The organism is Streptomyces sp. NPDC088252 (assembly GCF_044740965.1).
Lineage (GTDB): Bacteria > Actinomycetota > Actinomycetes > Streptomycetales > Streptomycetaceae > Streptomyces.
In genome coordinates, this window is the sequence record NZ_JBIURS010000002.1 from 487,759 (window position 1) to 513,406 (window position 25,648).

The window sequence follows — 25,648 nt, forward strand, 5'->3', positions numbered from 1 at the left end:
GTCCTCAGTACGCCAGCGCGCGGTCGACGGCGTCGAGCACACGGTCGAGACCCGGCAGGTACTCGTCCTCCAGCCGCGCCGGCGGGTACGGGGCGTGGTAGCCGCCGACCCTCAGCACCGGTGCTTCCAGGTGGTAGAAGCAGCGCTCGGTGATCCGGGCGGCGATCTCGGCCCCGGAGCCGTAGAACACCGGCGCCTCGTGGACCACCACGAGCCGGCCGGTCTTCTCGACCGAGGTCTGGATGGTGTCGAAGTCGATCGGGGACATGGACCGCAGGTCCAGCACCTCGATCGACTTGCCCTCCTCCTGGGCGGCCGCGGCCGCTTCCAGGCAGACCTTCACCATCGGGCCGTAGGCGACGAGCGTGAGGTCGGAGCCGGTACGCGCCACCGTGGCCCGGTGCAGCGGGCCGGGAATGGAGTCGGTCTCGACCTCTCCCTTGTCCCAGTAGCGGCGCTTCGGCTCGAAGAAGATGACCGGGTCGTCGCTCTGGACGGCCTGCTGCATCATCCAGTAGGCGTCGCTCGCGTTCGAGGGCGAGACCACCTTCAGGCCCGCGACGTGCGCGAACAGGGCTTCGGGGGACTCGCTGTGGTGCTCGACGGCGCCGATGCCGCCGCCGTACGGAATCCGCACGACGACCGGCAGCTTGATCTTGCCGAGCGCCCGCGCGTGCATCTTGGCGAGCTGCGTGACGATCTGGTCGTACGCGGGGAAGACGAAGCCGTCGAACTGGATCTCCACGACGGGCCGGTAGCCGCGCAGGGCCAGGCCGATCGCGGTGCCGACGATGCCGGACTCGGCGAGCGGGGTGTCGATCACCCGGTCCTCGCCGAAGTCCTTCTGGAGTCCGTCGGTGATCCGGAAGACGCCGCCCAGCTTGCCGACGTCCTCGCCCATGACGAGGACCTTGGGGTCGGTGTCGAGGGCCTTGCGCAGCGACTCGTTGAGCGCCTTCGCGATGGACATCTTTTCCATGGCCATGGCTACTTGCCTTCCTCGGCGGAGTCCGCGAACGATGCCTGGTACGCGGCGAACTGGGCGCGCTCCTCGTCGACGAGCGGGTTCCCGTCGGCGTAGACGTGGTCGAAGATCGCCATCCGGTCCGGATCGGGCATCGCCCGCACCGCCTCACGCACCCGCTTGCCGAGGGCTTCGCTCTCCTCCTCCAGCGCGGTGAAGAACGCCTCGTCGGCGGCGCCCTGCTTCTCCAGGTACGTACGCAGCCGCAGGATCGGGTCCTTGGCCTCCCAGGCTGCGCGCTCCTCGTCCGCCCGGTACTTCGTGGGGTCGTCGGAGGTGGTGTGCGCGCCCATGCGGTAGGTGAAGGCCTCGACGAGCGTGGGCCCTTCCCCCCGGCGGGCCCGCTCCAGCGCCGACCTGGTGACGGCCAGGCAGGCGAGCACATCATTGCCGTCGACCCGGACACCGGGGAAGCCGTAGCCCTGCGCGCGCTGGTAGAGCGGGACGCGGGTCTGCTTCTCGGTCGGCTCGGAGATCGCCCACTGGTTGTTCTGGCAGAAGAAGACGACTGGGGCGTTGTAGACCGCGGAGAAGGTGAAGGACTCGGCGACATCTCCCTGGCTGGAGGCACCGTCGCCGAAGTACGCGATCACGGCCGAGTCCGCGCCGTCCTTGGCGACGCCCATGGCGTAGCCGGTGGCGTGCAGGGTCTGCGAGCCGATGACGATCGTGTACAGGTGGAAGTTGTTGCTGTTGGGGTCCCATCCACCGTGGTTCACACCGCGGAACATTCCGAGCAGATTGGTCGGATCGACCCCGCGGCACCAGGCGACGCCGTGCTCGCGGTACGTCGGGAAGACGTAGTCGTCGTCACGCAGGGCCCGGCCGGAGCCGATCTGGGCGGCCTCCTGGCCGAGCAGCGAGGCCCACAGACCCAGCTCGCCCTGGCGCTGCAGGGCGGTGGCCTCGGCATCGAAGCGGCGGGTCAGGACCATGTCCCGGTACAGACCGCGCAGCTCCTCGGCGGTCAGGTCGATCCGGTAGTCCGGGTGCTCCACGCGCTCGCCCTCGGGCGTCAGCAACTGTACGAGCTCGGGCTCGGAACTCTGTGGCTTCCTGGCGGGCGTCTTCGCGGACGTCCTGGCCGGCGTCTTGGCGGACGTCTTAGCGGCTGTCTTAACGGCGCTGGTCCGCTTACTGCTGCGTCGCGGTTTGCTCGCGGCAGTGCTCTCCACGGTCACGTGCGTGCTCCTCCGTCGGTCCGGCCCCCGGGGTCTGCCGGGAAGCCAGTGCGGCTCGCCTGTGTCCGTACCCGTGCACGGGGTGGGTGCCGCTCGGTCCGGAAACAGGCGTGACAGGTGCCCCGGCGAGCGCCCTGCCAAAAGCACGTTACCCAGTACGCCGCTTAACTGCGAAACCCTATCTGACCTGCGATTTTGCTTGGATTTCCAAGTAAATCGAAAAAGTCGGGAACTCTCGCTGGTCACAGCACTGGGAACAGCCTCGCAGGCCGCCGGAACAACGGCACGTTATCCCGCCGTTCGGCGGCAGGGAAGAGGCGAGTGTGTGAGACTGCATTTTGTGCGCGAACAAGGAAAAATCACTGTTTTTCTGCTGGACGACCACGAAGTCGTCCGGCGCGGGGTCCATGAATTGCTCTCGGTGGAGCCCGACATCGAAGTCGTCGGCGAGGCAGGCACGGCGGCCGACGCGCTGGTCCGCATTCCCGCGACCCGGCCCGATGTGGCGGTGCTGGACGTACGGCTGCCGGACGGGAGCGGGGTGGAGGTCTGCCGGGAGATCCGTTCCCAGGACGACAGCATCAAATGCCTGATGCTGACCTCGTACGCCGATGACGAGGCGCTCTTCGACGCGATCATGGCGGGCGCCTCGGGATATGTGCTGAAGGCCATCCGCGGCAACGAACTGCTGAACGCGGTACGGGACGTGGCGGCCGGGAAGTCCCTGCTGGACCCCGTCGCGACCGCCCGGGTGCTGGAGCGGCTGCGCGACGGCAAGAAGGGCCGCGGCGACGACAGGCTCGCGAGCCTCACCGATCAGGAGCGCAAGATCCTCGATCTGATCGGCGAGGGGCTGACGAACCGGGTGATCGGCGAGCGGCTGCATCTCGCCGAGAAGACGATCAAGAATTACGTCTCCAGCCTGCTCTCCAAGCTGGGCATGGAACGGCGCTCGCAGGCCGCCGCGTACGTCGCCAGGCTACAGGCGGAGAAGCGCTGAGCGGCGCGCACGACGGGCGGACCGGTGCGGGCGCGACACCGCGCACCCGGCGGCCCGGGGCGAGTGCCCCCTGCCGAGGAGGCTGAACGGCGGCCCGGACGCGGGCGGGGCGGTCGCGCTCCCCGGTGAGCGATCTTCGGGACTTTGGTCCCGCACCACCTGGGGCCGCAGCCTCTTTCCACGGACTCTCCGGTGACGGAGAGTGGACGGCATGCCCTCTGAGCAACTCCACGCGCTCGAACTGCTCGGCCGTGTGCCCTACGGCCGGCTGGCGACGAGCATGCGGGCCCTCCCGATACTGGCGGTGGCCCGCCACATCGTGGTCGACGGCCGTGTCGTCCTGCGGATGCACGGCGGCCTCGGCTACCACGACGCCTGCGACGGCACGGTCGTGGCGTACGGGGCGGACAACTTCAACACCGCGCCCTCGGGGGACGAGGACGAGCTGTGGTCCGTGCAGTTCACCGGCCCCGCCGAGATCGTGCACCCGACCGCCGAACAGCGGGACCGCTTCGGCCTCGCCCCCGCCCGGGTGAACGGGGAGCCCTTCACCCCCGCGTTCCTCGGGGTCGACCCGCACTTCGTCTCCGTGCACACTCTGGGCTTCCACGCAAGTCAGCCGATCGGCAACGCAGCGTGATCTAACATCTGGTGAGTGCCGCGCTCATCTGTAACCCTTCCGTCTGCTCCACCGGCCGGCGAGGTGCTGTGCTCATCCGTGCCCCGCTCCTCCGTGCCCCGGCCGCCCGTTCCTCCGGTGGACGAGGTGCTGCGCCGCTATCCGGACGCCGGTACGCCCCTCACCTGCAAGCCCGTGACCCAGGGTTTGCTCAACCACGGCTACCGCGTCTCCACCACCAACGGCTCGTACTTCCTCAAGCACCACCTCGACGACTCCACCGGCGACCGCGCCACGATCGTCCGCCAGCACCGCGCCACCCAGCGGCTGCAGTCACTCGGCGTGCCCGTCGCCCCGCCCCTGGAGGACACCGAGGGCGGCACGGTCACGGAGATCGCCGGCCGGTGCTACGCCCTGCACCCCTGGGTGGACGGGCTGCACCGGGTCGGCGCCCAGCTCACCACCGCCCAGTCGCAGCGGCTCGGAGCGCTGCTCGGGGCCGTGCACACCGGTCTCGAACAGGTCATGGAGACGGGCTCGGGGCCTGCCGGGCGGCCCGGCGGACACCGGAGCGCCGACCCCGTCGACACCTTCGCGCTGATCGAGGACCTGCTGGCGGCCGCGCGCGGGCGCCGCCCCCGGGACTCCTTCGACGAGCTGGCCGAACACCGCCTCCTGGAACGGCGCACCCTGCTGGAACAGCACGCCGACCGCAGGCCTCCCACCCCCGACGTACCGGCCACCGGCTGGGTGCACGGCGACTTCCACCCGCTGAACGTCCTCTACCGGGGCACGGACCCGGTCGCGATCCTCGACTGGGACCGGCTCGGTGTCCAGCCGCGCGCGGAGGAGGCGGTACGGGCCGCGGCGATCTTCTTCGTCCAGCCGGCCGGGAAGCTGGAGCTGGAGAAGGTACGGGCGTACGCGGGGGCCTACCGGCGGGCGGCCGGGGCGGGGGCGGCGGAACTCGCCGCGGCGGTGCACCGGGTGTGGTGGGAACGGCTCAACGACTTCTGGATACTGCGCTGGCGGTACTGCCTGGACGACCGAAGGGCCGACCCGCAGTTCCCTGCGGTGTCGGCCCTGGCGGTCTGGTGGACGCGCGAGTACCAGGCGGTGTGCGAGGCGTTCACGGGGTGAGCACGCCCCGTGCGGGCCACCGCACGGGGCACGGAGCGCCGGTTACGGGGTGGTGCCCGCCACGTTGCCGGTCCCCGCGGACGTGCCGGTGGTGGTTCCGGCGGCCTCGCCACCGGCACCGCCGTCGGCCGTACCCGTGCTGCCGTTGGAGGTCCCGGTGCCGCCGTCGGTCGCACCCGTGGCGCCGTCGGTCGCACCCGTGCCGCCGTCGGTCGCACCCGTGCCACCGTCGGTCGCACCGGTACCTCCGTCGGACGTGCCGCCCGTGGTCGGGGTGGACGGCTCGGTCGGCGGCGGCTCGACCGGCTGGCTCGGGGTGTACGACGGGGAGTAGGAGTGCCGCGGCCGCGTGTTCTGCTGGTCGCCGGTGGAGTTCTCCGGCTGTCGGCTCTGCTCGCTCTCCCGGTCGCTCGGCGAGGGCGAGCTCTCGGGCGACGACGACGAGCTGGATGTCTCCGTGGGCTTCTTCTCGTGCCCGCTGTCGTCGCTTCCCGCCGCGTTGACGGCGATCGCGACGCCGGCCCCGATCGCGATCAGCGCGAGCAGGACGAAGAGCCACAGCTTGCCCCGGCCGCCGCCGCCCTGATGTCCGCCCTCGTAGCCACCGTCGTCCGGGTTCATCGGCGGCAGGATCGGGCCCTGCGAGGTGTCCCCGTGCGGCGGGTGCCCCATCGCCATCGTGCCCCCGCCGACGCCCATGGGCGGGGTGTGTCCGCCTTCGTGCATCGCCACGGGGCCGGTGTTCCACGTGCCCGTGTGGCCACCCTGCACCTGAAGCATCTGCAGGCTGTACTGGACGAGCCCGCGCATCTCCTCGGCGCTCTGGAACCGGTCGTCCGGGTCCTTCGCGAGGGAGCGCATGACCAGCCCGTCCAGCTCCGGCGGAGCCGCCTCCAGCACGTCGGACGGCGGAACCGGAATGTCCTGCACATGCTGGTACACGACGGAGAGCGGCGTCTCACCCGTGAACGGGGGCCGCAGTGCCAGGAGTTCGTACAGCAGACAGCCGGTGGCGTAGAGGTCGGAGCGGTGGTCGACGGCCTTGCCCAGCGCCTGCTCCGGGGAGAGGTACTGCGGCGTACCCATGACCATGCCGGTCTGCGTCATCGTCGACTGCGCGCCGTGCAGCGCACGGGCGATGCCGAAGTCCATCACCTTGACCGCACCCGAGTTCGTGATGATCACGTTGGCGGGCTTGATGTCACGGTGCACGATGCCGTGCTGGTGCGAGTACGCGAGGGCTTCCAGCACGCCCGAGACGATGATCAGCGCCTGCTCGGGCGGCGGGGCCTCGGCATTGAGCAGCAGATCGCGGATGGTGCGGCCCTCGACGAGCTCCATCACGATGTAGGGGACGGTCTGGCCGCCCACGACGTCCTCGCCGGAGTCGTACACGGCGACGATCGCGTGGTGGTTGAGGCCGGCGACCGACTGTGCCTCGCGCGTGAACCGGGCCTTGGAGACCGGGTCCTCGGCGAGATCGGAACGCAGGAGCTTGACCGCGACCGTCCGTCCCAGCCTGACGTCCTCGGCCGCGAAGACCTCCGCCATGCCGCCCCGGCCGAGCCGGTGGGTCATCCGGTAGCGCCCGTCACCGACGACGCCGCCGATGCCCCAGGAGTCGGTGCCATCCGAAACTCCGCCGCCGTTTGCTTCGGAATCGGGTGCCATCAGTCCTCGCCGTCGTATCTGTCCGCGCGTCCGCGGGTTCTCACGGTGTCTAGCTGCATTGCCACGTCACGCTACAGCCTCCGCCGGACACACCGTTTCCGGGAGGGACGGGCCATCCAACCGGCCGGCGTGCCGCGCACGCAAATTCCATGGGCTTCCTGTAACGCTTCCGAGACGCTTCTTGTGCGTAGGGTCACGGAACGGGCACCCGGCTTGACGTGTCGTACCCCTCGGGCAGACTTGGCGCGTAATAGGGATCACCGCGTCAGTCGCGCGCCGAGGGGGAAGCAAGTCATGAGCCAGGACGGCGCACACGGCGCTCAGGGGCGCTATGCCGGCGGTTCGGTCGCCGGCGGCCGGTACCAGCTGCGCGACCTGCTCGGCGAAGGCGGGATGGCATCCGTATACCTGGCGTACGACTCCGCACTGGACCGCCAGGTCGCGATCAAGACGCTGCACACGGAGCTGGGACGCGAGCAGTCCTTCCGCGAGCGGTTCCGGCGCGAGGCGCAGGCCGTCGCCAAACTGCAGCACACCAACATCGTCTCGGTCTTCGACACCGGTGAGGACGAGCTCGGCGGCGCGCTGATGCCGTACATCGTCATGGAGTACGTGGAGGGGCAGCCGCTCGGCTCGGTGCTCCAGGCGGACATCCAGAGCTACGGCGCGATGCCGGCCGACAAGGCGCTCAAGGTGACGGCCGACGTGCTGGCCGCGCTGGACACCAGCCACGAGATGGGGCTGGTCCACCGCGACATCAAGCCCGGCAACGTGATGGTGACCAAGCGCGGTGTCGTGAAGGTCATGGACTTCGGCATCGCCCGCGCCATGCAGTCGGGCGTCACGTCGATGACGCAGACCGGCATGGTCGTCGGCACCCCGCAGTACCTCTCCCCCGAGCAGGCCCTGGGCCGCGGGGTGGACGCGCGCTCCGACCTGTACTCGGTCGGCATCATGCTGTTCCAGCTGCTGACCGGGCGCATCCCGTTCGACGCGGACTCGCCGCTCGCCATCGCGTACGCGCATGTCCAGGAGGAGCCGGTCGCGCCCTCCACCATCAACCGGTCGATCACCCCGGCGATGGACGCGCTCGTGGCCCGCGCGCTGAGGAAGAACCCGAACGAGCGCTTCCCCAGCGCCGCGGCGATGCAGGACGAGATCGCGCGCGTGCTGAGCGCGGGCGGGCAGACCGGCGCCCCGGTGATCGTCGCAGGTGGCGGCGCACCGTCGAACAACGGTTCGGGTGTCGGTTCGGCGGTCTTCCCGCCGGTCGACCAGTCCACCCCGGCGCCGCAGAACGTCCAGACGCCGTACCAGCCGGGCCCGTACCAGTCGGGGCCGTACGGTGCGCCGACGCCGGCCCCCGCACCGGCTCCGTCGTACGGATATCCGCAGTCGGCTCCGGCGTACCAGGGCCAGGCCCCGATGTCGCCGATGCAGCAGCAGACCCCGCCGCCGTACACGGTCCAGCCCCGGACACAGACGCATGGCGGCTCCGGCGGCGGCTCCAAGCGGAACACGCCGGTGATCGTCGGCGCGATCGTGGTCGCGCTGATCGCGATCGGCGGCCTGATCACGGTTCTCTCGCTGAAGGAGGACCCGCCCTCGGGCGGCTCCTCCGCGAACGAGTCGCCGGCCGCGAGCGAGCACAAGGATCCGGAGCGGAACCGGACGATGAAGACCGAGGACTGCACGGACCCCTTGGAGGATTCGGACGACCCGGAGAAGGTGGACGCGCCGAAGTTCCTGTACAAGGACTTCCTCTCCGCGAAGGCCTGCGCGGATGCGGCGGGCTGGACCGTCAAGAAGATCAAGGTGCCGGGGAACGCGTACGCGGAGGACCAGGTCATCGACCAGTTCCCGACCTCCGGAACGGCCGTCGACAAGACGGGCGCCCACTTCGAGCTGCGCGTCGCGACGGGCGACCCGGCCTGAGCGGGCGCACGCGCGGGGCATGGATGCGCGGGCGCTCGGGGGCAGAGGTGCCCGGGGGCAGAGGTGCCCGGGGCACGGGACGGGCGCGAGTGACGGTCCGGTACTTGTGAGGTCGGCTTTCCGGGCCACGTACGCACAGCAGTGGCTCTGAGGGATCGGCCCGAGCCGGGATCGGCCCGAGCCGGGATCCACGAACCGGGATCGACGCGAAGCCCGAGGAGGGTGTCGCGAGCACAGGGGTGCCGTACGCCCGAGATGCCGGACATATCGTCACATGTGACGCTGCCCTCATGGCTCCAGGACTTCTCCCTTCACGGTCCACCAGGTGCGTGGTCGGTCTCATATTCTCGGCGGGCGCCGCACTGGGGGCCACCACGGTCGAGGCGCATGCCCAACAGCGCGCACCCGGCGGAGCGCCCGGAGCGGTCGGCGCCTCGGTGACGCCGCCCCCGGCTGCGCCGGACACACCTTCCGCCCGCCCCACGCCCCCCGGTGTCGAACCGTCAGCCGATGCTTCGGCCGCCCCCTCTGCCACCCCTTCGGCCGAACCCTCGGCGATATCCACGGACGGCGCCTCGGCCGCCCCCGCACCCCCGGCGTCCTCCCCGCCCTCGTCTCCGCCCCCTTCCCCGTCCGCCTCCGCCGATCCGTCCGCCTCCGCCTCCCCCGGCACCTCGGCCGCCGAAGGGGCGGCGCCCCCCGACGCCCAGCCCCCACTCGCCGGGCGCGAGGCCGGGGAAGGAAGACCGCGCCCCGGACGGCCGCTCGCGCCGTGGGACCTCGCACACGCGGACAGTTCCCCCGACGGTGCCGACACACGCCCCGCGGCGAGCGATCCGGGACCGGCGCCCGGCGTGACACCGGCGGCGAACACATCCCCCGCAGCCGGTCGGCTCGCACCCCAGGCCCTCGACGGCCCCGTCGTGCGACAGGTCCGGCACGTGTCGCTGGGTGCCGGAATCGCACTGATAGGACTGGGGCTCGGCTTCCTGGCACTCCGTATGCGCCGCTCGAACTGAGCTGCCCCGCACCCCTCCCCAGCAGCGCCCACACACTCCGGCCGGGACTTGCGTCCACCAACATACTCGGTATACATACTCAGTATGTCGATCCGTCATGGGCTGCTGGCCCTGCTGGAGCGGGGCCCCAGATACGGCTCCCAGCTCCGTACCGAATTCGAGTCGCGCACCGGCTCCACCTGGCCGCTCAACGTCGGCCAGGTGTACACGACACTGAGCCGGCTGGAGCGCGACGGCCTGGTCGTCCAGGACGACGAGGACGACCAGGGGCACGCCCTCTACGCCATCACCGACGACGGCCGTACCGAATTGCAGAGCTGGTTCGAGACGCCCGTCGACCGCAGCAGTCCGCCGCGCGACGAGCTGGCCATCAAGCTCGCCATGGCGGTCGGCGCACCCGGTGTGGACATCCGCGCCGTCATCCAGTCCCAGCGCCGCCACACCGTGAAGGCGATGCAGGACTACACCCGCCTGAAGGCGCAGGCGCTCACCGATGCCCCGGCCAACCGCGACGAGGTCGCCTGGCTGCTCGTGCTCGAACAGCTGATCTTCCAGGCGGAGGCCGAGGCCCGCTGGCTGGACCACTGCGAGTCCCGGCTGATCCGCCTCGCCGAGGCCGCCGCCACGGAGCCGGACCCCAGGGTACGCGCCACCGGGCGCACCCCGGCCGCCCGCACTCCTGCCCGCGCCGCCCGCCCGCACGGCCGGCGCTGACCACACACCACCGCGCGTACGCATCCCGGCTTCCGTCACCACGACGGACCACCGCGTACCCGCCCTGTCCGACGTCGGACCGCCTCGGCGCCCCGGCGTCGGTCCCAGAACCCGTTCCAAGGGGGGAACCACCACCATGTCCTCGCGCGCCCCGTCCCGATCCGCGTCCGGCCCACCGCCGGCCGCGGACACACCGGTGCTCGAACTCCGAGCACTCACCCGCACCCACGGCACCGGCATCGCCGAGGTGCACGCCCTGCGCGGCATCGACCTCTCCGTGCACACCGGTGAGCTGGTCGCCGTGATGGGCCCTTCCGGCTCCGGCAAGTCCACCCTGCTGACCATCGCGGGCGGTCTCGACACCGCGACCAGCGGCCAGGTCGTCATCGAGGGCCAGGACATCTCCGGTCTCGGCCGCAAGGGCGTCGCCGCCCTGCGCCGCCGCAGCATCGGCTACGTCTTCCAGGACTACAACCTGATCCCGGCGCTCACCGCCGCCGAGAACATCGCCCTGCCGCGTGAGCTCGACGGCGTCTCCGTGCGCGCGGCCCGCAAGGAGGCGCGGGCGGCGCTGGAGGAGATGAGGCTCCTGGAGATCGCCGACCGGTTCCCCGACGAGATGTCCGGCGGCCAGCAGCAGCGCGTCGCCATCGCCCGCGCGCTGGTGGGGGAGCGGCGCCTCGTGCTCGCCGACGAACCGACCGGGGCGCTCGACTCGGAGACCGGCGAGGCCGTGCTCGCGCTGCTGCGCAAGCGCTGTGACCAGGGCGCGGCCGGCGTCATGGTGACGCACGAGCCGCGGTACGCGGCCTGGGCGGACCGGGTCGTGTTCCTCCGGGACGGATCGCTCGTCGACCAGACGCTCACCGCCGACGCCGACTCGCTGCTGGCCGCCGAGGGCGCCGAGTGAGCGTCTTCACGGGCTGGCGCGCCTCCCTCCGCATGGCCAGGCGCGACGCGATGCGCGCCAAGGGCCGCAGCGCACTGGTGGTCGCGATGATCGCGATACCGGTACTCGGCGTCACAGCCCTCGATGTGACGTACCGCAGCGAGAATCCGTCCATCGCCGAGACGCTGACCAGCGAAATGGGCTCCGCCGACGCGCTGTTCAGCGACGAGATGATGGGGCCCATCGAGCAACTCCCCGATGGGGCGGTGAGCCACATCTACATGGGCGTGGACGACGCACCGCCCCTGGAGAACGGGGACCCGCTCGACATCGGGACGACATTCCCCAAGGGTTCGCGGGCGATCAGCATCCAGTCCGTCCCGGCGAGTGTCACCACCCGGTACGGCGTCACGAACACCGACATCGTCGAGTTCCGGACGTCGGACGCGATGGCGCGCGGCAAGATCGACCTCGTGCGCGGCGCCTACCCGCACGGCGAGGCCGAGATGGCCGCCACCGAGCCGTTCCTGGAGGCGACCGGGCTGCACGTCGGCTCGACCACCACCGTGCGCAACACCGGCCGGACGTACACCATCACCGGCGCGGTCGAGTTGCCCAGCGATCTGAGGGCCGAGGCGCTCTACGCCGACCCCGGTGCGGTCATCGCGCCGTGGCAGGACAGGGCCGACCACGACAAGAAGGTGCTTCCGCCGAACGCCGGGTCCACGGACTGGCTGGTCAAAGGCCCCGCAGGGGTGGGTGTGACCTGGCCGGACGTCATGGAGGCCAACAAGTCGGGCGTGCTCGTCACGTCCCGGCAGGTCGCCCTCGACCCGCCGCCGGACTCCGAGGTCCCGCTGATGGCCAGGAACCCGCAGATGGCCGACGGGGGCTCCGGAGAGCTCAGCACGGCACTCGTCACCGTGATCGCCATGGCGGTCCTGGAGATCGTGCTGCTCGCCGGGCCGGCCTTCGCCGTCGGCGCACGCCGTTCCCGCCGTCAGCTCGGCCTCCTCGGCACCTGCGGCGGAGACAAACGCCATGTCAGGGCCGTGGTGCTCGGTGGCGGCCTGGTGCTCGGTGGCATCGGAGCGGTGACGGGTGTCGTGCTCGGCCTCGGGCTCACCGCGGCTTTCCAGCCCCTGATCGAGAACTGGGCCGGACACCGCTTCGGCTCTCTGACGATCGCGCCGCTGGAGTTGCTGGTCATCGCCGCGATCGGCCTGATCACCGGCTTGTTGGCGGCGTCCGCCCCGGCGATCGTGGCGAGCCGGCAGTCCGTGCTGGAGTCGCTGACCGGCCGCCGGGGCGTACGCCGCTCCTCGCGCGTGCTGCCCGTCCTGGGCGCCTGCGTGCTGGCGTTGGGCGCCGCGACCGCCCTCTACGGCGGCACCAGCGGGAGCCCGGCACTCGTCGCCGGGGGCTCGATGGTCGCCGAACTCGGGCTGCTCGGCTGCATCCCGGTGATCGTCGGCCTTCTCGGGCGGCTCGGCAGGAGGCTGCCTCTCGCGCCCCGGATGGCGCTGCGCGACGCGGCCCGCAACCGCGGCCGTACCGCTCCCGCCGTCGCCGCGGTGATGGCGGCCGTCGCGGGTTCGGTGGGCATCGCCACGTACATGGCCAGCAGTGCGGCCCAGGCCGAGTACAACTACGTTCCCTCGCTCACCCCGGGGACCATCATCGTCTCGACCTCCGACGAGAAGTCGGCCGAAGAGCTCCCGCGTGCGCGGACGGCCGTGGAGCGGAGCATGGCCGTCACCAGCGGACACGCGGACTTCCGACGGGTCTGGGCAGGAAGCGACTGCTACGGCTACGAGGAGAACCAGTGCGGCTCGCTGGAACTGGTCAGGCCAGGCGGAAAGTCCCACACGTGCCCGCTCAACCGCGCAGGCGCCAAGGAACTCGCCGCGAGGCTCTCCGCCGACGAGCACAAGAAGCTGATGCGTTCCCCCGCCTGCCTCAGCGACCAGATGTCATCGGGAGTCTTCAACAGCGGCGGGAGCGACATCGTCGTCGCGGACGCGGCCCTGCTCGACACCTACGTGAAGCTCCACGACCCCTCGGCCGCCAAGGCACTCGCCGCGGGCACACCGGTCCTGCTCAACCCGGTGTACGCCGAGAACGGCGAGGTCACCGTCAAGTCGGTCCATCGGTACAGCGAGAAGGACAAGAAGAACTGGAAGCTGCACCCGGGCAAGGCGCGGACCACCCTGGACAAGCTCAAGGTGTACGTGGCCCCGGCGAAGTACGCGTCCACCCCCGGAATCCGCCTGATCCTTCCGGAGGGGACGGCGGAGCGGCTCGGCCTGCACACCAGGCTGTCCGGGAGCGTGTATGCCGTTGCCCATACCCCGACGAACGCCGAGCAGCAGCGAGTTTCCGGCACCATCGCGCAGGCCGGCGGCGGAATCTGGGTGCAGTCCGAATACGGCTTCGGCCGGCAGGACAACACCGTACTGCTGATCCTGACCCTGTTCGCCGGCGTGGTGACGCTCGGCGCGGCCGCGATCACGACGGGCCTCGCCAAGGCGGACGCGGAGGCCGATCTCGACACCCTCAGCGCCGTGGGCGCGCCTCCGGGCGTACGGCGGAAGCTGTCCGGCTTCCAGTGCCTGGTGGTGGCGCTCACCGGTGTGGTGCTCGGCACCCTGGCCGGCCTGGTGCCCGCGGTGGCGCTGCGCTTCGTCGACCTGCGGGAGGCCCTGAGGGCGATGCGGATCGACCCCACACAGTCGGCGTACACGCCGATCGTGCTGCCCTGGGCGACCATCGGTCTGCTCGTCGTGGGCATTCCGCTGCTGGCCGGGGTGCTCGCGGCGGCGTTCACACGGTCGCGCCTGGTGCTGGCGCGGCGGGCCGGATGAGCGCTCGGGCGGTGCGGTGAACGGCCTGACCGGCTGATTCGGTGCCCCTGCGAACGGTGGATCAACCGTTTGCGGGGGCACCACCGTGTTGTACGGCAGGTGTGCGAGACAATGACGCCATGGAGATGCCGAGGAATGAACGGTCGCAGGAGCACCCCCAGGTCCTCGTGGTGGGGCAGGACGGCATGGCGATCGGCGGCGGTGGCACTGACGACGAATCGCGTGAGGTCCCGGTGACGGAGATGGTCGAACAGCCCGCGAAGGTCATGCGCATCGGCAGCATGATCAAGCAGCTCCTGGAGGAGGTCAGGGCGGCTCCTCTCGACGAAGCGAGTCGGGTCAGGCTCAAGGAGATCCACGCGAGTTCCGTGAAGGAGCTGGAGGACGGCCTCGCGCCGGAGCTGGTGGAGGAGCTGGAGCGGCTCTCCCTGCCGTTCACCGAGGAGTCGGTGCCGTCCGAGGCGGAACTCCGGATCGCGCAGGCCCAGTTGGTGGGCTGGCTGGAGGGCCTCTTCCACGGCATCCAGACGGCGTTGTTCGCCCAGCAGATGGCGGCGCGGGCACAGCTGGAGCAGATGCGGCGCGCCCTTCCGCCGGGGAGCGGTCACGAGGACGAGGACGGCAGCGGGGACCAGCACGGGGCCATCAGGACCGGCCCGTATCTCTAGTGCCGCGTCTCCGGTGCCGCCGCGAGGCGCGGCACCGGGGCACGCGAGCCCGGCGTGATCCGAACGAGAGGCCCTGGGCCCGGTGCACATGGTCGACGACCTGTGCGCCGGGCCTTTTCCCGCATGATGCGGGAGGCACGGGCGGGGTGCGGCGTGGAGCGTGTGGCGCGGGAGGAGGCGCGTCAGCCCGCGGGGGCCTGCAGAAGCACCTTTCCGATGTGCGCGCTGGACTCCAGCACCCGGTGGGCCTCGGCGGCGTCGGCCATCGGCAGCGTACGGTCCACGATCGGCCGGACCACGCCGTCGGCGATCAATGGCCAGACGTGCTCGCGTACGGCGGCGACGATGGCGGCCTTCTCGACGAGCGGGCGACCGCGCAGCGAGGTCGCGGTGATGGCGGCCCGCTTGTTCAGCAGGGCGCTCAGATTCAGCTCGCCCTTGACGCCACCCTGGAGACCGATGATGGCCAGCCGGCCGTTGACGGCGAGCGCCTTCACGTTCCGGTCCAGGTACTTCGCGCCGACGATGTCGAGGATGACATCCGCGCCGGCCCCGTCCGTCGCCTTGCGCAGCTCCTCGACGAAGTCCTGTTCCCGGTAGTCGATCAGGATGTCGGCGCCGAGTTCCGCGCAGCGCTCCAGCTTCGTCGGGCCACCGGCGGTCACCGCGACCTGTGCGCCCACGGCCTTGGCGAGCTGGATCGCCATGGTGCCGATGCCGCTGGACCCGCCGTGCACCAACAGCGTCTCGCCGGGGCGAAGGTGAGCCACCATGAACACGTTCGACCAGACGGTGGCCGTCACCTCGGGCAGTGCGGCGGCCGAGGCCAGGTCGACACCGGCGGGTACGGGCAACAGCTGTCCGGCGGGTACGGCGACCTTCTCCGCGTAACCGCCGCCGGCGAGCAGTGCACACACCTCGTCGCCGACCGACCAGCCGGTGACACCGGGCCCGACCGCCGAGACGTGGCCCGCGCACTCCATGCCCGGGTACGGGGACGCGCCGGGCGGCGGGTTGTAGAACCCCTGTCGCTGCAGCACGTCGGCGCGATTGACCGCGCTGGACACGACATCGATGAGGACCTCGCCCTCGCCGGCTACCGGATCGGGCACCTCGGCCCATACGAGCGCCTCGGGGCCACCGGGTTCGGGGATCGTGATCGCATACATGGCGGCGAGGCTACTCCGTGACGCGAGCCGGACGACGGTGTCACGACGGCGGGCCGGGAGGCAGCGGCGGGCCGGGCGGCCGTGGCGGGCCAGGCGGCGGGCCGGGAGGCAGCGGCGGGCCGGGCGGCCGTGGTGCCGGAACGGCCATGACCGGGGCGTCGGGACGCCGGGCCGCCGTGAGCCCGCTTCATGGAGCGAAGGGCCGCGGCGACGGAGGCGAACCGCGCCGGAGCGACACCGCTACGGGAGCGGGCCCCCCGTGACCGGGTTGCTCACCGGCGGCTCGTTCGAGGCACGCACGATGGTGATCAAACGGTCCGTCAACTGCAGTGGGCTGGCCGCCGGGTCGTCGTAGCCGATCAACCGATGTCCCCGCAGCACGCTGACCACGAGATCGTCGGTCTCCCGGACGCTCTTGCCCACCTCGGCCTTTATCACCGGCCGCTCGACGAGATCGAGACCGCTGCCCTGCTGGATCAGGTCCTCCATCACCGTGCCCGCGCTGGGGCTGAGAACGGAGAGGCCGAGCAGTCGGCCCGCCGCGCTGGCGCTGGTGATCACGGCGTCCGCGCCGGACTGCCGCAGCAATGGAGCGTTCTCCTCCTCGCGCACCGCCGCGACGATCTTCGCCCCGCGGTTGAGCTGTCGCGCCGTCAGAGCCACCAGCACCGCCGTGTCATCGCGCTGAGTGGCGATGATGATCTGCCGCGCCTTCTGGAGCTCGGCCCGCAACAGCACCTCGCTGCGGGTCGCATCGCCGACCACTCCCACGAACCCCTCGGCATTGGCGATCTCGATCACCTTGGTCGCCGGGTCGACGATGACGATCTGTTCCTTCTTCAGGCCGGTGGCGCGCAGGGTCTGGATGGCCGAACGTCCCTTCGTGCCGAAGCCGACGACGACGGTGTGGTCACGCAAGTTGGTTCTCCAACGCTTCAGCCGAAAGTCCTCGCGGGTCCGTTCCGTAAGGACCTCAAGAGTGGTGCCGACCAGGATGATCAGGAAGAGCACCCGCAGCGGTGTAATGAGCACCACATTGGTGAGCCTGGCGACGTCCCCGTACGGGGTGATGTCGCCGTAGCCGGTGGTGGAGAGGGTGACCGTCGCGTAGTACACCGCGTCCAGCAGGTCGACGTTGCCGTCTGCGGCGTCGTGATATCCGCCGCGGTCGAGCCAGACGATCAGCACGGTGACGGCAAGCACCATCAAGGCCATCAACAGTCGCTTGGCCACCTGACGCGCCGGTCCCTGGACGACCCTGCGCGGGAGCTGCACCCGCGTGGGCGCGACATACTCGTCGGCACGCCTGGCCATCGCATCGTGACCGGGAAGTTTCACGTGAAACACCCTTCCGTCCACGGCGTCGCCGAGGCCCACGGTAGGTCGAGGATCTCCACCTCGGTGCCGGACCGTACCCCGCCAGGTGGCACGACGGCCAGCCCGTCCGCCGCAGCAACCCCCCGGAGCATCGCCGGACCGTTGTAATGCAGCGGTACGACATGCTCGGCGCCGCTGCCGCTTCCCATGCTGCCGAAGCCGCCGGCGCCGACACCCGCCCTGCCCGCTCGGTGGACGACGGGCACCAGACGGGTGTCGTGCGGGTGCCCGTGCACCTCGTCGCGCACGACGACCCGGTGCGATGTCTCCAGTGCCCGTCCGGTCAGCCCACGAAGCAGCGGTTCGGCAAGCGTGAGAAGCCCGGATACGGCGGCCAGGGGGTTGCCGGGCAGCCCGACGAGATACGGGCCCGCGTCGGAGTCCTTCGTCCTGAGCCGGGCCAGCAGCATCGGATGGCCGGGGCGGACGGCAACTCCGTCGACCAGCAACTCGGCTCCGATCTCGGCAAGGACCGGGTGGACGTGGTCGACGGGTCCCGATGCCGTGCCGCCGGTGGTGATGACCAGATCGGCGCCGGACGTGGTGAGAGCCCGCCGGAGGGCGTTCACGTCATCGCCGAGTCGCTGCGGCGCGGACACCTCGGCGCCCAGCGCGGACAGCCAGGGGCCGATCATCGGGCCGAGCGCGTCACGGATCAGCCCCTCGTGCGGCAGGCCGCTGGTCAGCAGTTCGTCACCGAGGACGAGGACCTCGACACGCGGGCGGGGGACAGCGAGCAACTCGTCGTACCCGGCAGCGGCGGCCAGACCGAGGACGGCGGGCGTCACCAGGGTTCCGGCGGGCAGGAGTTGATCTCCGGAACGGCACTCCTGGCCACGAGACCTGATGTCCTGCCCGGGAAGCACCTGGTGTTTCGCGTGAAGCAGTCCTTTGGCCTCGTCCACGTGAGCGTGTTCGCTGCGGATCACGGCGTTGGCGTCCGCCGGGATGCGCGCGCCGGTGGCGATCCGTACGGCATCCCCGTCAGGGAGCACGGCGGGGGCGCCGTGTCCGGCGAGGATGCCGAGACCCTGGCCGGGGCGCGAGTCGGCACTCGCATCCCGGGCGCCCTCCTTGCCCCGGACTTCCGCCCTGTCGCCGACTCCCTCCCTGTTTCCGACTCCCTCCCTGTTTCCGGCTCCCCCTTTGCCCCCGGGCTCGTCGAACTCGCGGATGGTCCACGGCCCCGGCCCGGTGACGACCCAGCCGTCCATGGCGGAGGTGTCGAAGGACGGCAGGTCGGTGAGTGCCACGAGTGGCTCGGCCAGTACGCGTCCGACTGCCTGATCGAGGGGGATCCGCCGGGCGCGGACGGGGACGTCGCGGCCCGAACGTGCGGCCAGGGCGCGGGCCGTTCGCCAGGGCGTCGCCCGGCTGTGCCGCTCACGTCCGCGGGGCCCGTCGGCGCTCTGGCCCGAGGTCGGGACCGCAGCTGCGTCCGCACCCTCCTCCGCGGGCCGAGGCGGGTCCATGGAATGCGGCCGCCCCGCTGCGCGGGATCGATCCGGGGAACACGGCTGCTCCGACGACCGGGAGTCCGCGCGGTGGGGCTCGTCCGCCGGCCGAGGCCGGCCGGCGAGGTGGGACCGGTCCGCAGAGTGAGATCGCCCTGTGGACCAGGGCTCGCCCGGCGACCGGCGCCCGACCAGAGCGAGCGCCTGTTCAACGGCCCGTTCCTCCTCGGCAGCCCGCAGTTCCTCCGGGGTCGGTCCCCGATCCGCCGACAGAGAACGTCCGCCCCCAGAGGGTGAGCCGACCACCGAGGACGAACCGCCCGCCGAAGACGTACCCGCGGCCAGAAACCGGTCGCCCTCCGGAGACGCCCCACCCGCCGGAGACACCCCGACCGCCGAGTACGGATCGGCCGCCAGAGAACTGTCGCCGGGCTCCGATCCACGATCGGCCGAAGCCGGACGTTCGCGGACAGAGTGCCCGCCCCCCGCCGAAGCCCCGGCCCCCGCCGAGGAACCGGCGCTCGCCGAGGGACCTGCACCCATCGACGCGGTGTCGGCGGCGGGAGGCAGGTCGAATCTGCTGCCGTCGGCCGTCATTGCGTCTCGTTCTCGTCCGCCCACCGAAGGGCGAGCGCGGCGGCCCTGCGAGCGGCCTCGGCAACCGCCGCCGGGCCGTCACCGTCGCTGCTCGCTTTCGCCGCCGCGTAGCCGACCAGGAAGGTCGTCAGGGGCGCGGCGGGCCGGGCGACGCCGTGAGCGGCGTCACGGGCCAGATCGAGCAGGACGTCGGTGTCGACGTCGAGTTCGATGCCCAGTTCGCTCTTGACTGCGGTGATCCATTCATCCAGCACGGTTCCATGCTCTCTGATGCGGGCACGGGCCGACGCAATGTCCTCCCAGGTGTCGCAGTCGAAGGAGGCGAGAGGACCGGCCTCCACCCGGGCGAGGCCGAGCTCATTCGTCAGCAACCGCAGGGGAAGCCCGGACAGACTGCCGTGCTCGGCGGCGAGCAGGGCGAGCTCGCGGCGCAGCGGCTCGGCACGGTAGACGGCGACGAGAGGCTGATCGCGACCGTCCTGATCGGTGCACAGGGCCCCGTCGCGCTGTCCTTCACCGGCGGCGGCCAGCAGAGCTCCGACGGTGCCCTTCCCCAGGAACGGCAGATCGGCCGAGAGGACGAGGACCCGCTCCGCGGTGGTACGCCGAACCCCGGCGTCGAGCGCAGCCAATGGGCCGCCGCCCTGCGGTTCTTCGCGCGTCCAGATCACAGTGCGCACGGTGGGCCGCCGCCCACCCACCACCACGGTGGCCGAGGCATCGGCGCAGGACGCCAGCACCCGGTCGAGCAGCGCACGGCCACCGACCAGGATCCCCGGCTTGTCGGCGCCGCCGAGCCGCTTGGCAGCTCCTCCGGCCAGAACGATGGCGTCATACGCGGTCATGCATCCGAGTATGCGGGCCGCGGCCTCCCGTCGATCCACCCCGTCCGCAATCCGGCGGATCGACGAGGGGGAGAACGAGAGCCCGCAGCCGATCTCGCCTACAACGTGCGCAGCAGCAAGGCCGGTTGCTCCACGCAGTCGGCCACGTAGCGCAGGAAACCGCCCGCCGTCCCACCGTCGCAGACCCGATGGTCGAAGGTCAGCGAGAGCTGGACGACCTGGCGTACGGCCAGCTCGCCCCCGTGCACCCACGGCTTGGGAACGATCCGGCCGACGCCCAGCATGGCCGCCTCCGGGTGGTTGATGATCGGGGTCGAACCGTCGACCCCGAACACCCCGTAGTTGTTCAGCGTGAACGTGCCGCCGGTCAGCTCCGCCGGGGTCAGCCTGCCGTTCCGGGCCGCCTCGGTGAGCCGGGCGATCTCGGAACCGATCGAGTCGACGTTCCCGGCGTGCGCATCCCGGACGACCGGGACGACCAGGCCCCTCTCGGTCTGGGCCGCGAACCCGAGATGGACCTCGGGCAGCCGTACGACCTCCCGCGCCTGCGCGTCCACCGTGGAGTTGAGCTCGGGGAAGCGGGCCAGCGCGGCGACGCAGATACGCGCCAGCAGAGCGAGCACCGACACCTTGGGTCCGGCGGCCGGACCACCGGCGCTGTTCATCGCGGATCTGGCGGCCATCAGCTCGGTGGCATCGGCGTCGACCCAGCACGTGGCATCGGGGATCTCCCGCCGGCTGCGCGCCAACTTGTCGGCCACCGCGCCGCGTACACCACGCAACGGGATCCGCTCCACGGCCGGGCCGGCCACCCCCCGCGCCACCGGGGGCCGCAACGACGGTTCCGAAACCGCCCCCGGCACCGTTCCCGGCTCCGGCACCGGAACCGGGACCGGGACCGTGGTCGGCAGAGGAGCCGTCCTCTGTTCGTCCTTTGCCCTGATCGCGGACTCGACATCCGCCCGCAGGATCAGCCCGTCGGGCCCGGACCCCACCAGTTGCCGCAGATCGAGGTCGTGCTGCCGCGCCAGCTTCCGTACCAGCGGGGAGACCACGGCCACCGGCCCCCGCACCGGGTCCGGCACAGATGCGGAACTCGCGGCCTCAGCCGTCGCATGTGGGGCAGCAGGCGCCCCCATCGCCTCGGGACGAACCCGCCGACGGCGCGCCAACGGTGCGCTCGTCCCGTACCCGACCAGCACATTCCCGGACGACTCCGACCGACCCGAGCCGAATCCCGGCCCCGCAGCCGACGCCACCACTGCGGCCCCGGCCCCCGCGGCCGAGCCCGAGCCTGAACCCGAGCCCGAACCCGCGCCCGTCCCCGCGCCCGCCGATCCCCCGGACCCCGAGGCTCCCTCAGACCCCACGGCTCCCTCGGTCCCCACCGCCACCGTCAGCAGCGGCGCCCCGACCGGAAGCTCCACGCCCTCCTCGCCGAACCGCGCGGTCACCACGCCCCCGTACGGGCACGGCACCTCCACCATCGCCTTGGCCGTCTCCACCTCGACGACCGGCTGGTCGATGGCAACGACATCGCCGACCTCCACCAGCCAGCGCACGATCTCCGCCTCGGTCAGCCCCTCGCCGAGGTCCGGCAGCTTGAATTCGAGTACCTGAGGCATCAGCTCTCCGCCTCCCACTGCAAGCGGGCAACCGCGTCGAGCACCCGGTCCACGCCCGGCAGATGGTGCCGCTCCTGCATCGGCGGCGGATACGGAATGTCGAACCCGGTGACCCGCAGCACCGGCGCCTCCAGATGGTGGAAGCAACGCTCGGTGATCCGGGCCGCGATCTCGCCGCCCGGACCGCCGAAACCGGAGGACTCATGGACGACCACCGCGCGCCCTGTACGCCGCACGGAAGCGGCCACGGTCTCGTCGTCGAACGGCACCAGCGAACGCAGATCGACGACTTCGAGATCCCAGCCCTCTTCGACGGCCGCTTCCGCGGCCTCCATACAGACCGGCAGCGACGGCCCGTATGTGATCAGCGTCGCGCTGCGCCCGGGTCGACGAACGACGGCGCGTCCGATCGGTTCCACCATCACCGGAGCCTCGGGCGACCAGTCGGCCTTCGACCAGTAGAGCCGTTTCGGCTCCAGGAAGACCACCGGGTCGTCGGAGGCGATCGAGGCCCTCAGCAGCCCGTACGCGTCCTCGACGGTGGCGGGCGTGACGACCTGGAGGCCGGGCGTCGCCATGTAGTACGCCTCCGAGGAGTCGCTGTGGTGCTCGACGCCGCCGATCCCGCCGCCGTACGGCACCCGCACCGTGATCGGCAACGGCATGGCACCGGCCGTCCGGTTCCGCATCTTGGCCACATGGCTCATGAGCTGCTCGAACGCGGGATAGGCGAAGGCGTCGAACTGCATCTCCACCACGGGCCTCAGCCCGTACATCGCCATGCCGACAGCCGTGCCGAGAATGCCCGCCTCGGCCAGCGGGGTGTCCGTGCAACGGTCCTCGCCGAATTCCTTCGCCAGGCCGTCGGTGATCCGGAAGACGCCACCGAGTGTGCCGACATCCTCACCGAGGACGTGCACCGTCGGATCCTCGGCCATCGAGTCGCGCAGCGCTCGCCCGAGCGCCTGCGCCATGGTGGCGGGTTTTGCCTTCGCCGTACGCCCTCCGGCCGGCGCCGCTGCGGTGGTCATCGCCCTTCCTCCACGTCGTTGTGGCCGTGCTGGTCCTGCTCGGCGTCCAGCTCCACACGCAACCGCGCTGCCTGCTCACGGAGTTGCGTGGTCTGTTCCGCGTAGACATGGGCGAAGAGATCCATCGGGTCGAGCACCGGATCGGCGTTCATCCGCTCGCGCAGATCCGCCGCCATCCGCTCCGCGGCCACGCGCGCCTCCTCGATCCCGTCGTCGCCGAGCAGCCCCCGCCCGGTCAGCTCCCGCTCAAGGAGCTGGATCGGATCGTGCGCCCGCCATGCCTCCACTTCGCTCTCGACGCGGTACCGAGTGGCGTCGTCGGCGTTCGTATGGGCGTCCATGCGGTACGTCACCGCCTCGACGAGCGTCGGACCGCCACCGCTCCGGGCCCGCGCGACCGCCTCGCCGAGGACCTGGTGCACGGCGGCCGCGTCGTTGCCGTCCACCAGCCGGCCCGGCATCCCATAGCCCACGGCCTTGTGCGCGAGGGACGGCGCGGCGGTCTGCTTCGCCAGCGGTACGGAGATCGCGAAACCGTTGTTCTGTACGAGGAAGACGACCGGGGCCCGCCAGACAGACGCGAAATTGAGCGCCTCGTGGAAATCGCCCTCACTGGTCCCGCCGTCACCGACCATGGCCAGCGCCACCACGTCGTCGCCCTTCAGACGCGCCGCGTGTGCCAGGCCCACGGCGTGCGGCAACTGGGTGGCGAGGGGCGTGCACAGTGGTGCGATGCGGTGCTCGCGCGGGTCGTAACCGGTGTGCCGGTCACCGCGCAGCAGGGTCAGGGCCTCGACCGGGTCCAGGCCGCGCGCCACGGCCGCCAGCGTGTCGCGGTAGCTGGGAAAGAGCCAGTCCCGCTCCTCCAGCACCAGGGCGGCCGCTATCTCGCAGGCCTCCTGCCCCGTGCTCGACGGGTAGACGGCGAGTCGGCCCTGCTTCGTGAGAGCGGTCGCCTGTGCGTTGTACCGCCGGCCGCGGACCAGCTCCGCGTAGAGACGCAGCAGCAGCTCGGGGTCGGCATCGGCCGCGGCGTCCGTGCCGAGCACGCGGTACGGCTCGGGGTCCGGGAGCAGCGGCGCGGGATCCGTGAGCGGCTTCCAGGCCGGGGGCGGCGTGGGCCGGTAAGCAGCCGCGCCGGGCAGCTCTTGGACCGTCATGACAAGCACCTCCTGGCATCGAGGGTTTCGAGCGGCGTCTGGCGACATCGAGGGTCGTCCGATGTCGAGGGTGTCGAAATGCATCGAAATGTCGAGCGCTGTCCGAGGCACGGATGTGGTGTGCCTCACCTACCGATTGTTCGGTCGCGAGCGCATTTTGGCTACAGGCGCCTTCAGCCTGTGGACAAACGGTTCTCCACAGCCTGGGATAGGGGCAGGTCGTCCAGCACAGGGAGGCGCGGGCACATGTCAGCTGAACAAATGGCCGATGGGGGCGAGGGCTCCGGCCAGATTGCGCCCGCGCGCCCGCTCGATGCCATCGACCGCGACATCCTGCGACTGCTCCAGACGGACGGCCGCGCCTCGATACGCTCGGTGGCCGATCGCGTCCACGTGTCCCGGGCCAACGCGTACGCCCGGATCAACCGGCTCGTCGAGGACGGCGTGATCCGCGGTTTCAGCGCGCGGGTGAACCATGAACGGGCGGGGCAGGGCGCCTCCGCGTACATCACGCTCAAGATCGTCCAGAATTCCTGGCGCACTGTTCGCGAGCAGCTCCAAGCGCTGCCGGGGGCCACTCACATCGCGCTCGTCAGCGGCGACTTCGACGTCCTGCTGCTGGTGCACACCCCGGACAACCGGTCACTGCGCGAGTTGGTCCTGACCAGGATCCAGGCCATCCCGGAGGTCCTCTCCACCCGCACACTTCTGGTGTTCGAGGAGACGGACCTCGCCCCGGGCCCGGACCGGCCGACCGAGCTCACGTGACGGAATCCGGAATCCGAACCAGGAACACAACTCGCTCCGCCACGGGGCTCGTTCACGCGCGCAACCCGCTCACGCACGGAATCCCTTCAAGAACCGTGCCGCCGGACAGGAACCCGGGCGAACGCAACAAAGCGGTCGCGCTCCAGGAACGGTGCCCCGGCCCTCTCCCGGCGACAACGGTTCAGCGGCTGGACCGCATCCCGTCGAAGGCGACCCGGACGAGCGTGTCGGCCAGCCGCTCCCCGTCGGCACCACCGTCCGGTTGCGGGCGATACCACTCCACCAGCGAGTTGACCATGCCGAAGAGCAGCCGTGTCACCAGCCGTATGTCCACGTCGGAGCGGAGATCGCCGTCCGCGACCGCCGCTCTCAGCAGATCGGTCACCCGGTGGTCGAACTCGCGGCGGCGCTCCATGGCCCAGCGCTCGGTCTTCGTGTTTCCCCGTACGCGCAGCAGCAGCGTGACATAGGGCAGTTCGGCTATGAGCACGTCGACGGTACGCCGGGTGACGTACTCGACCTGCTCGATCGCACGTCCCTGCGTCGCCCCCGGCTCGTCGAGAATCCCGAAGAGCCCGTCCAGCGCCCGGCTCACCGCACGGCGGAGCAGTTCCTCCTTGCCCGCGACATGGTGGTAGATGGACGACTTGGAGATGCCCGCCGCCTTGGAGAGATGCTCCATGGACGTGCCGTCGTAGCCGCGCTCGTTGAAGACACGGACGGCGACGGTGAGCAGAGTCTCCGGGGTGTACGTGTCCCGCTTGGCCGTGGTCATGTCCGCGATCCTCCCCTACGAGTTGTCCACAGGTTTGGCGGGCCCCCTTGTCCCGACCGATCGTTCGGTTACTCTAACTCTGTCCGCCCGTCCCTGCCCAGCTCGATGAGGAGTTGGTCCGTC

At 70.9% G+C, this 25,648-nt stretch carries 21 protein-coding genes; 10 read left to right on the forward strand and 11 right to left on the reverse strand.

The window, feature by feature from the left end; all coding sequences use genetic code 11:
• Positions 1-4 precede the first annotated feature (4 nt).
• The gene (locus ACIOHC_RS05975) at positions 5-985 is read right to left on the reverse strand and encodes an alpha-ketoacid dehydrogenase subunit beta (RefSeq protein ID WP_351071911.1); all 981 of its coding nucleotides are present in this window, start codon (positions 983-985) and stop codon (positions 5-7) included.
• 2 nt (positions 986-987) lie between these two features.
• Positions 988-2,205, reverse strand: a complete 1,218-nt coding sequence (pdhA, locus tag ACIOHC_RS05980) for a pyruvate dehydrogenase (acetyl-transferring) E1 component subunit alpha (protein WP_351071913.1) — start codon at positions 2,203-2,205, stop codon at positions 988-990.
• A gap of 340 nt (positions 2,206-2,545) precedes the next feature.
• Here pdhA (ACIOHC_RS05980) and ACIOHC_RS05985 point away from each other — a divergent pair, with 340 nt between their 5' ends.
• From ACIOHC_RS05985 to ACIOHC_RS05995, 3 genes are all read left to right on the forward strand, one after another.
• On the forward strand, positions 2,546-3,205 hold the full coding sequence (locus ACIOHC_RS05985; RefSeq protein WP_351072332.1) for a response regulator transcription factor: 660 nt from the start codon (positions 2,546-2,548) through the stop codon (positions 3,203-3,205).
• Between the two features lie 211 nt (positions 3,206-3,416).
• Positions 3,417-3,845, forward strand: a complete 429-nt coding sequence (locus ACIOHC_RS05990) for a pyridoxamine 5'-phosphate oxidase family protein (RefSeq protein ID WP_365689460.1) — start codon at positions 3,417-3,419, stop codon at positions 3,843-3,845.
• A 126-nt stretch (positions 3,846-3,971) separates the two neighbouring features.
• Entirely contained in the window at positions 3,972-4,964 is a 993-nt protein-coding gene (locus ACIOHC_RS05995; protein ID WP_351072334.1) for a phosphotransferase, read from the forward strand.
• 42 nt (positions 4,965-5,006) lie between these two features.
• Here ACIOHC_RS05995 and ACIOHC_RS06000 read toward each other — a convergent pair whose 3' ends face one another.
• Positions 5,007-6,635: a protein kinase domain-containing protein gene (locus ACIOHC_RS06000; protein WP_351071918.1), complete on the reverse strand. Its 1,629-nt coding sequence runs from the start codon at positions 6,633-6,635 to the stop codon at positions 5,007-5,009.
• A gap of 294 nt (positions 6,636-6,929) precedes the next feature.
• Between ACIOHC_RS06000 and ACIOHC_RS06005 the strand changes: the two genes are divergently transcribed.
• The 6 genes from ACIOHC_RS06005 (at position 6,930) to ACIOHC_RS06030 (ending at position 14,724) form a co-directional block, all read left to right on the forward strand.
• Complete coding sequence (locus tag ACIOHC_RS06005; RefSeq protein WP_351071921.1) at positions 6,930-8,570, forward strand: protein kinase domain-containing protein; 1,641 nt, start codon at positions 6,930-6,932, stop codon at positions 8,568-8,570.
• 290 nt (positions 8,571-8,860) lie between these two features.
• Positions 8,861-9,589: a hypothetical protein gene (locus ACIOHC_RS06010; protein ID WP_401841625.1), complete on the forward strand. Its 729-nt coding sequence runs from the start codon at positions 8,861-8,863 to the stop codon at positions 9,587-9,589.
• A gap of 84 nt (positions 9,590-9,673) precedes the next feature.
• On the forward strand, positions 9,674-10,303 hold the full coding sequence (locus ACIOHC_RS06015; protein WP_351071924.1) for a PadR family transcriptional regulator: 630 nt from the start codon (positions 9,674-9,676) through the stop codon (positions 10,301-10,303).
• Between the two features lie 136 nt (positions 10,304-10,439).
• Entirely contained in the window at positions 10,440-11,213 is a 774-nt protein-coding gene (locus ACIOHC_RS06020) for an ABC transporter ATP-binding protein (RefSeq protein WP_351071927.1), read from the forward strand.
• Positions 11,210-14,056 (forward strand): FtsX-like permease family protein, encoded by a 2,847-nt coding sequence (locus ACIOHC_RS06025; protein ID WP_351071930.1) that lies wholly within the window; start codon positions 11,210-11,212, stop codon positions 14,054-14,056. The genes ACIOHC_RS06020 and ACIOHC_RS06025 overlap by 4 nt, the downstream gene beginning before the upstream one ends.
• A gap of 119 nt (positions 14,057-14,175) precedes the next feature.
• Entirely contained in the window at positions 14,176-14,724 is a 549-nt protein-coding gene (locus ACIOHC_RS06030) for a bacterial proteasome activator family protein (RefSeq protein WP_351071932.1), read from the forward strand.
• Positions 14,725-14,906: 182 nt separating this feature from the next.
• On the opposite strand, the gene ACIOHC_RS06035 is transcribed toward ACIOHC_RS06030, so the two are convergent.
• From ACIOHC_RS06035 to pdhA (ACIOHC_RS06065), 7 genes are all read right to left on the reverse strand, one after another.
• Positions 14,907-15,893: an NAD(P)H-quinone oxidoreductase gene (locus tag ACIOHC_RS06035; RefSeq protein WP_351071935.1), complete on the reverse strand. Its 987-nt coding sequence runs from the start codon at positions 15,891-15,893 to the stop codon at positions 14,907-14,909.
• A 240-nt stretch (positions 15,894-16,133) separates the two neighbouring features.
• A complete protein-coding gene (locus ACIOHC_RS06040; protein WP_351071938.1) occupies positions 16,134-17,270 on the reverse strand; it encodes a potassium channel family protein in 1,137 nt (378 codons plus the stop codon).
• Positions 17,228-18,742 (reverse strand): molybdopterin molybdotransferase MoeA, encoded by a 1,515-nt coding sequence (locus ACIOHC_RS06045; protein ID WP_351071940.1) that lies wholly within the window; start codon positions 18,740-18,742, stop codon positions 17,228-17,230. Before ACIOHC_RS06045 ends, ACIOHC_RS06040 begins: the two co-directional genes overlap by 43 nt.
• A gap of 575 nt (positions 18,743-19,317) precedes the next feature.
• Entirely contained in the window at positions 19,318-20,166 is an 849-nt protein-coding gene (locus ACIOHC_RS06050; RefSeq protein WP_351071942.1) for an NTP transferase domain-containing protein, read from the reverse strand.
• A 98-nt stretch (positions 20,167-20,264) separates the two neighbouring features.
• Positions 20,265-21,791 carry a dihydrolipoamide acetyltransferase family protein gene (locus ACIOHC_RS06055; protein ID WP_401841629.1) on the reverse strand — a complete coding sequence of 509 codons (1,527 nt, stop codon included), beginning with the start codon at positions 21,789-21,791 and terminating at the stop codon, positions 20,265-20,267.
• Positions 21,791-22,822, reverse strand: coding sequence for an alpha-ketoacid dehydrogenase subunit beta (locus tag ACIOHC_RS06060; protein ID WP_365689451.1), 1,032 nt, complete (start codon positions 22,820-22,822; stop codon positions 21,791-21,793). The genes ACIOHC_RS06055 and ACIOHC_RS06060 overlap by 1 nt, the downstream gene beginning before the upstream one ends.
• A complete protein-coding gene (gene pdhA / locus ACIOHC_RS06065) occupies positions 22,819-23,982 on the reverse strand; it encodes a pyruvate dehydrogenase (acetyl-transferring) E1 component subunit alpha (RefSeq protein WP_365689450.1) in 1,164 nt (387 codons plus the stop codon). The genes ACIOHC_RS06060 and pdhA (ACIOHC_RS06065) overlap by 4 nt, the downstream gene beginning before the upstream one ends.
• 261 nt (positions 23,983-24,243) lie before the next feature.
• On the opposite strand from pdhA (ACIOHC_RS06065), the gene ACIOHC_RS06070 reads away from it, so the two are divergent.
• Complete coding sequence (locus ACIOHC_RS06070) at positions 24,244-24,750, forward strand: Lrp/AsnC family transcriptional regulator (RefSeq protein ID WP_389636208.1); 507 nt, start codon at positions 24,244-24,246, stop codon at positions 24,748-24,750.
• A 181-nt stretch (positions 24,751-24,931) separates the two neighbouring features.
• Here the strand turns inward: ACIOHC_RS06070 and ACIOHC_RS06075 are convergent, their stop codons facing one another.
• Positions 24,932-25,525, reverse strand: coding sequence for a TetR/AcrR family transcriptional regulator (locus ACIOHC_RS06075; protein WP_351071955.1), 594 nt, complete (start codon positions 25,523-25,525; stop codon positions 24,932-24,934).
• Positions 25,526-25,648: the final 123 nt, after the last annotated feature.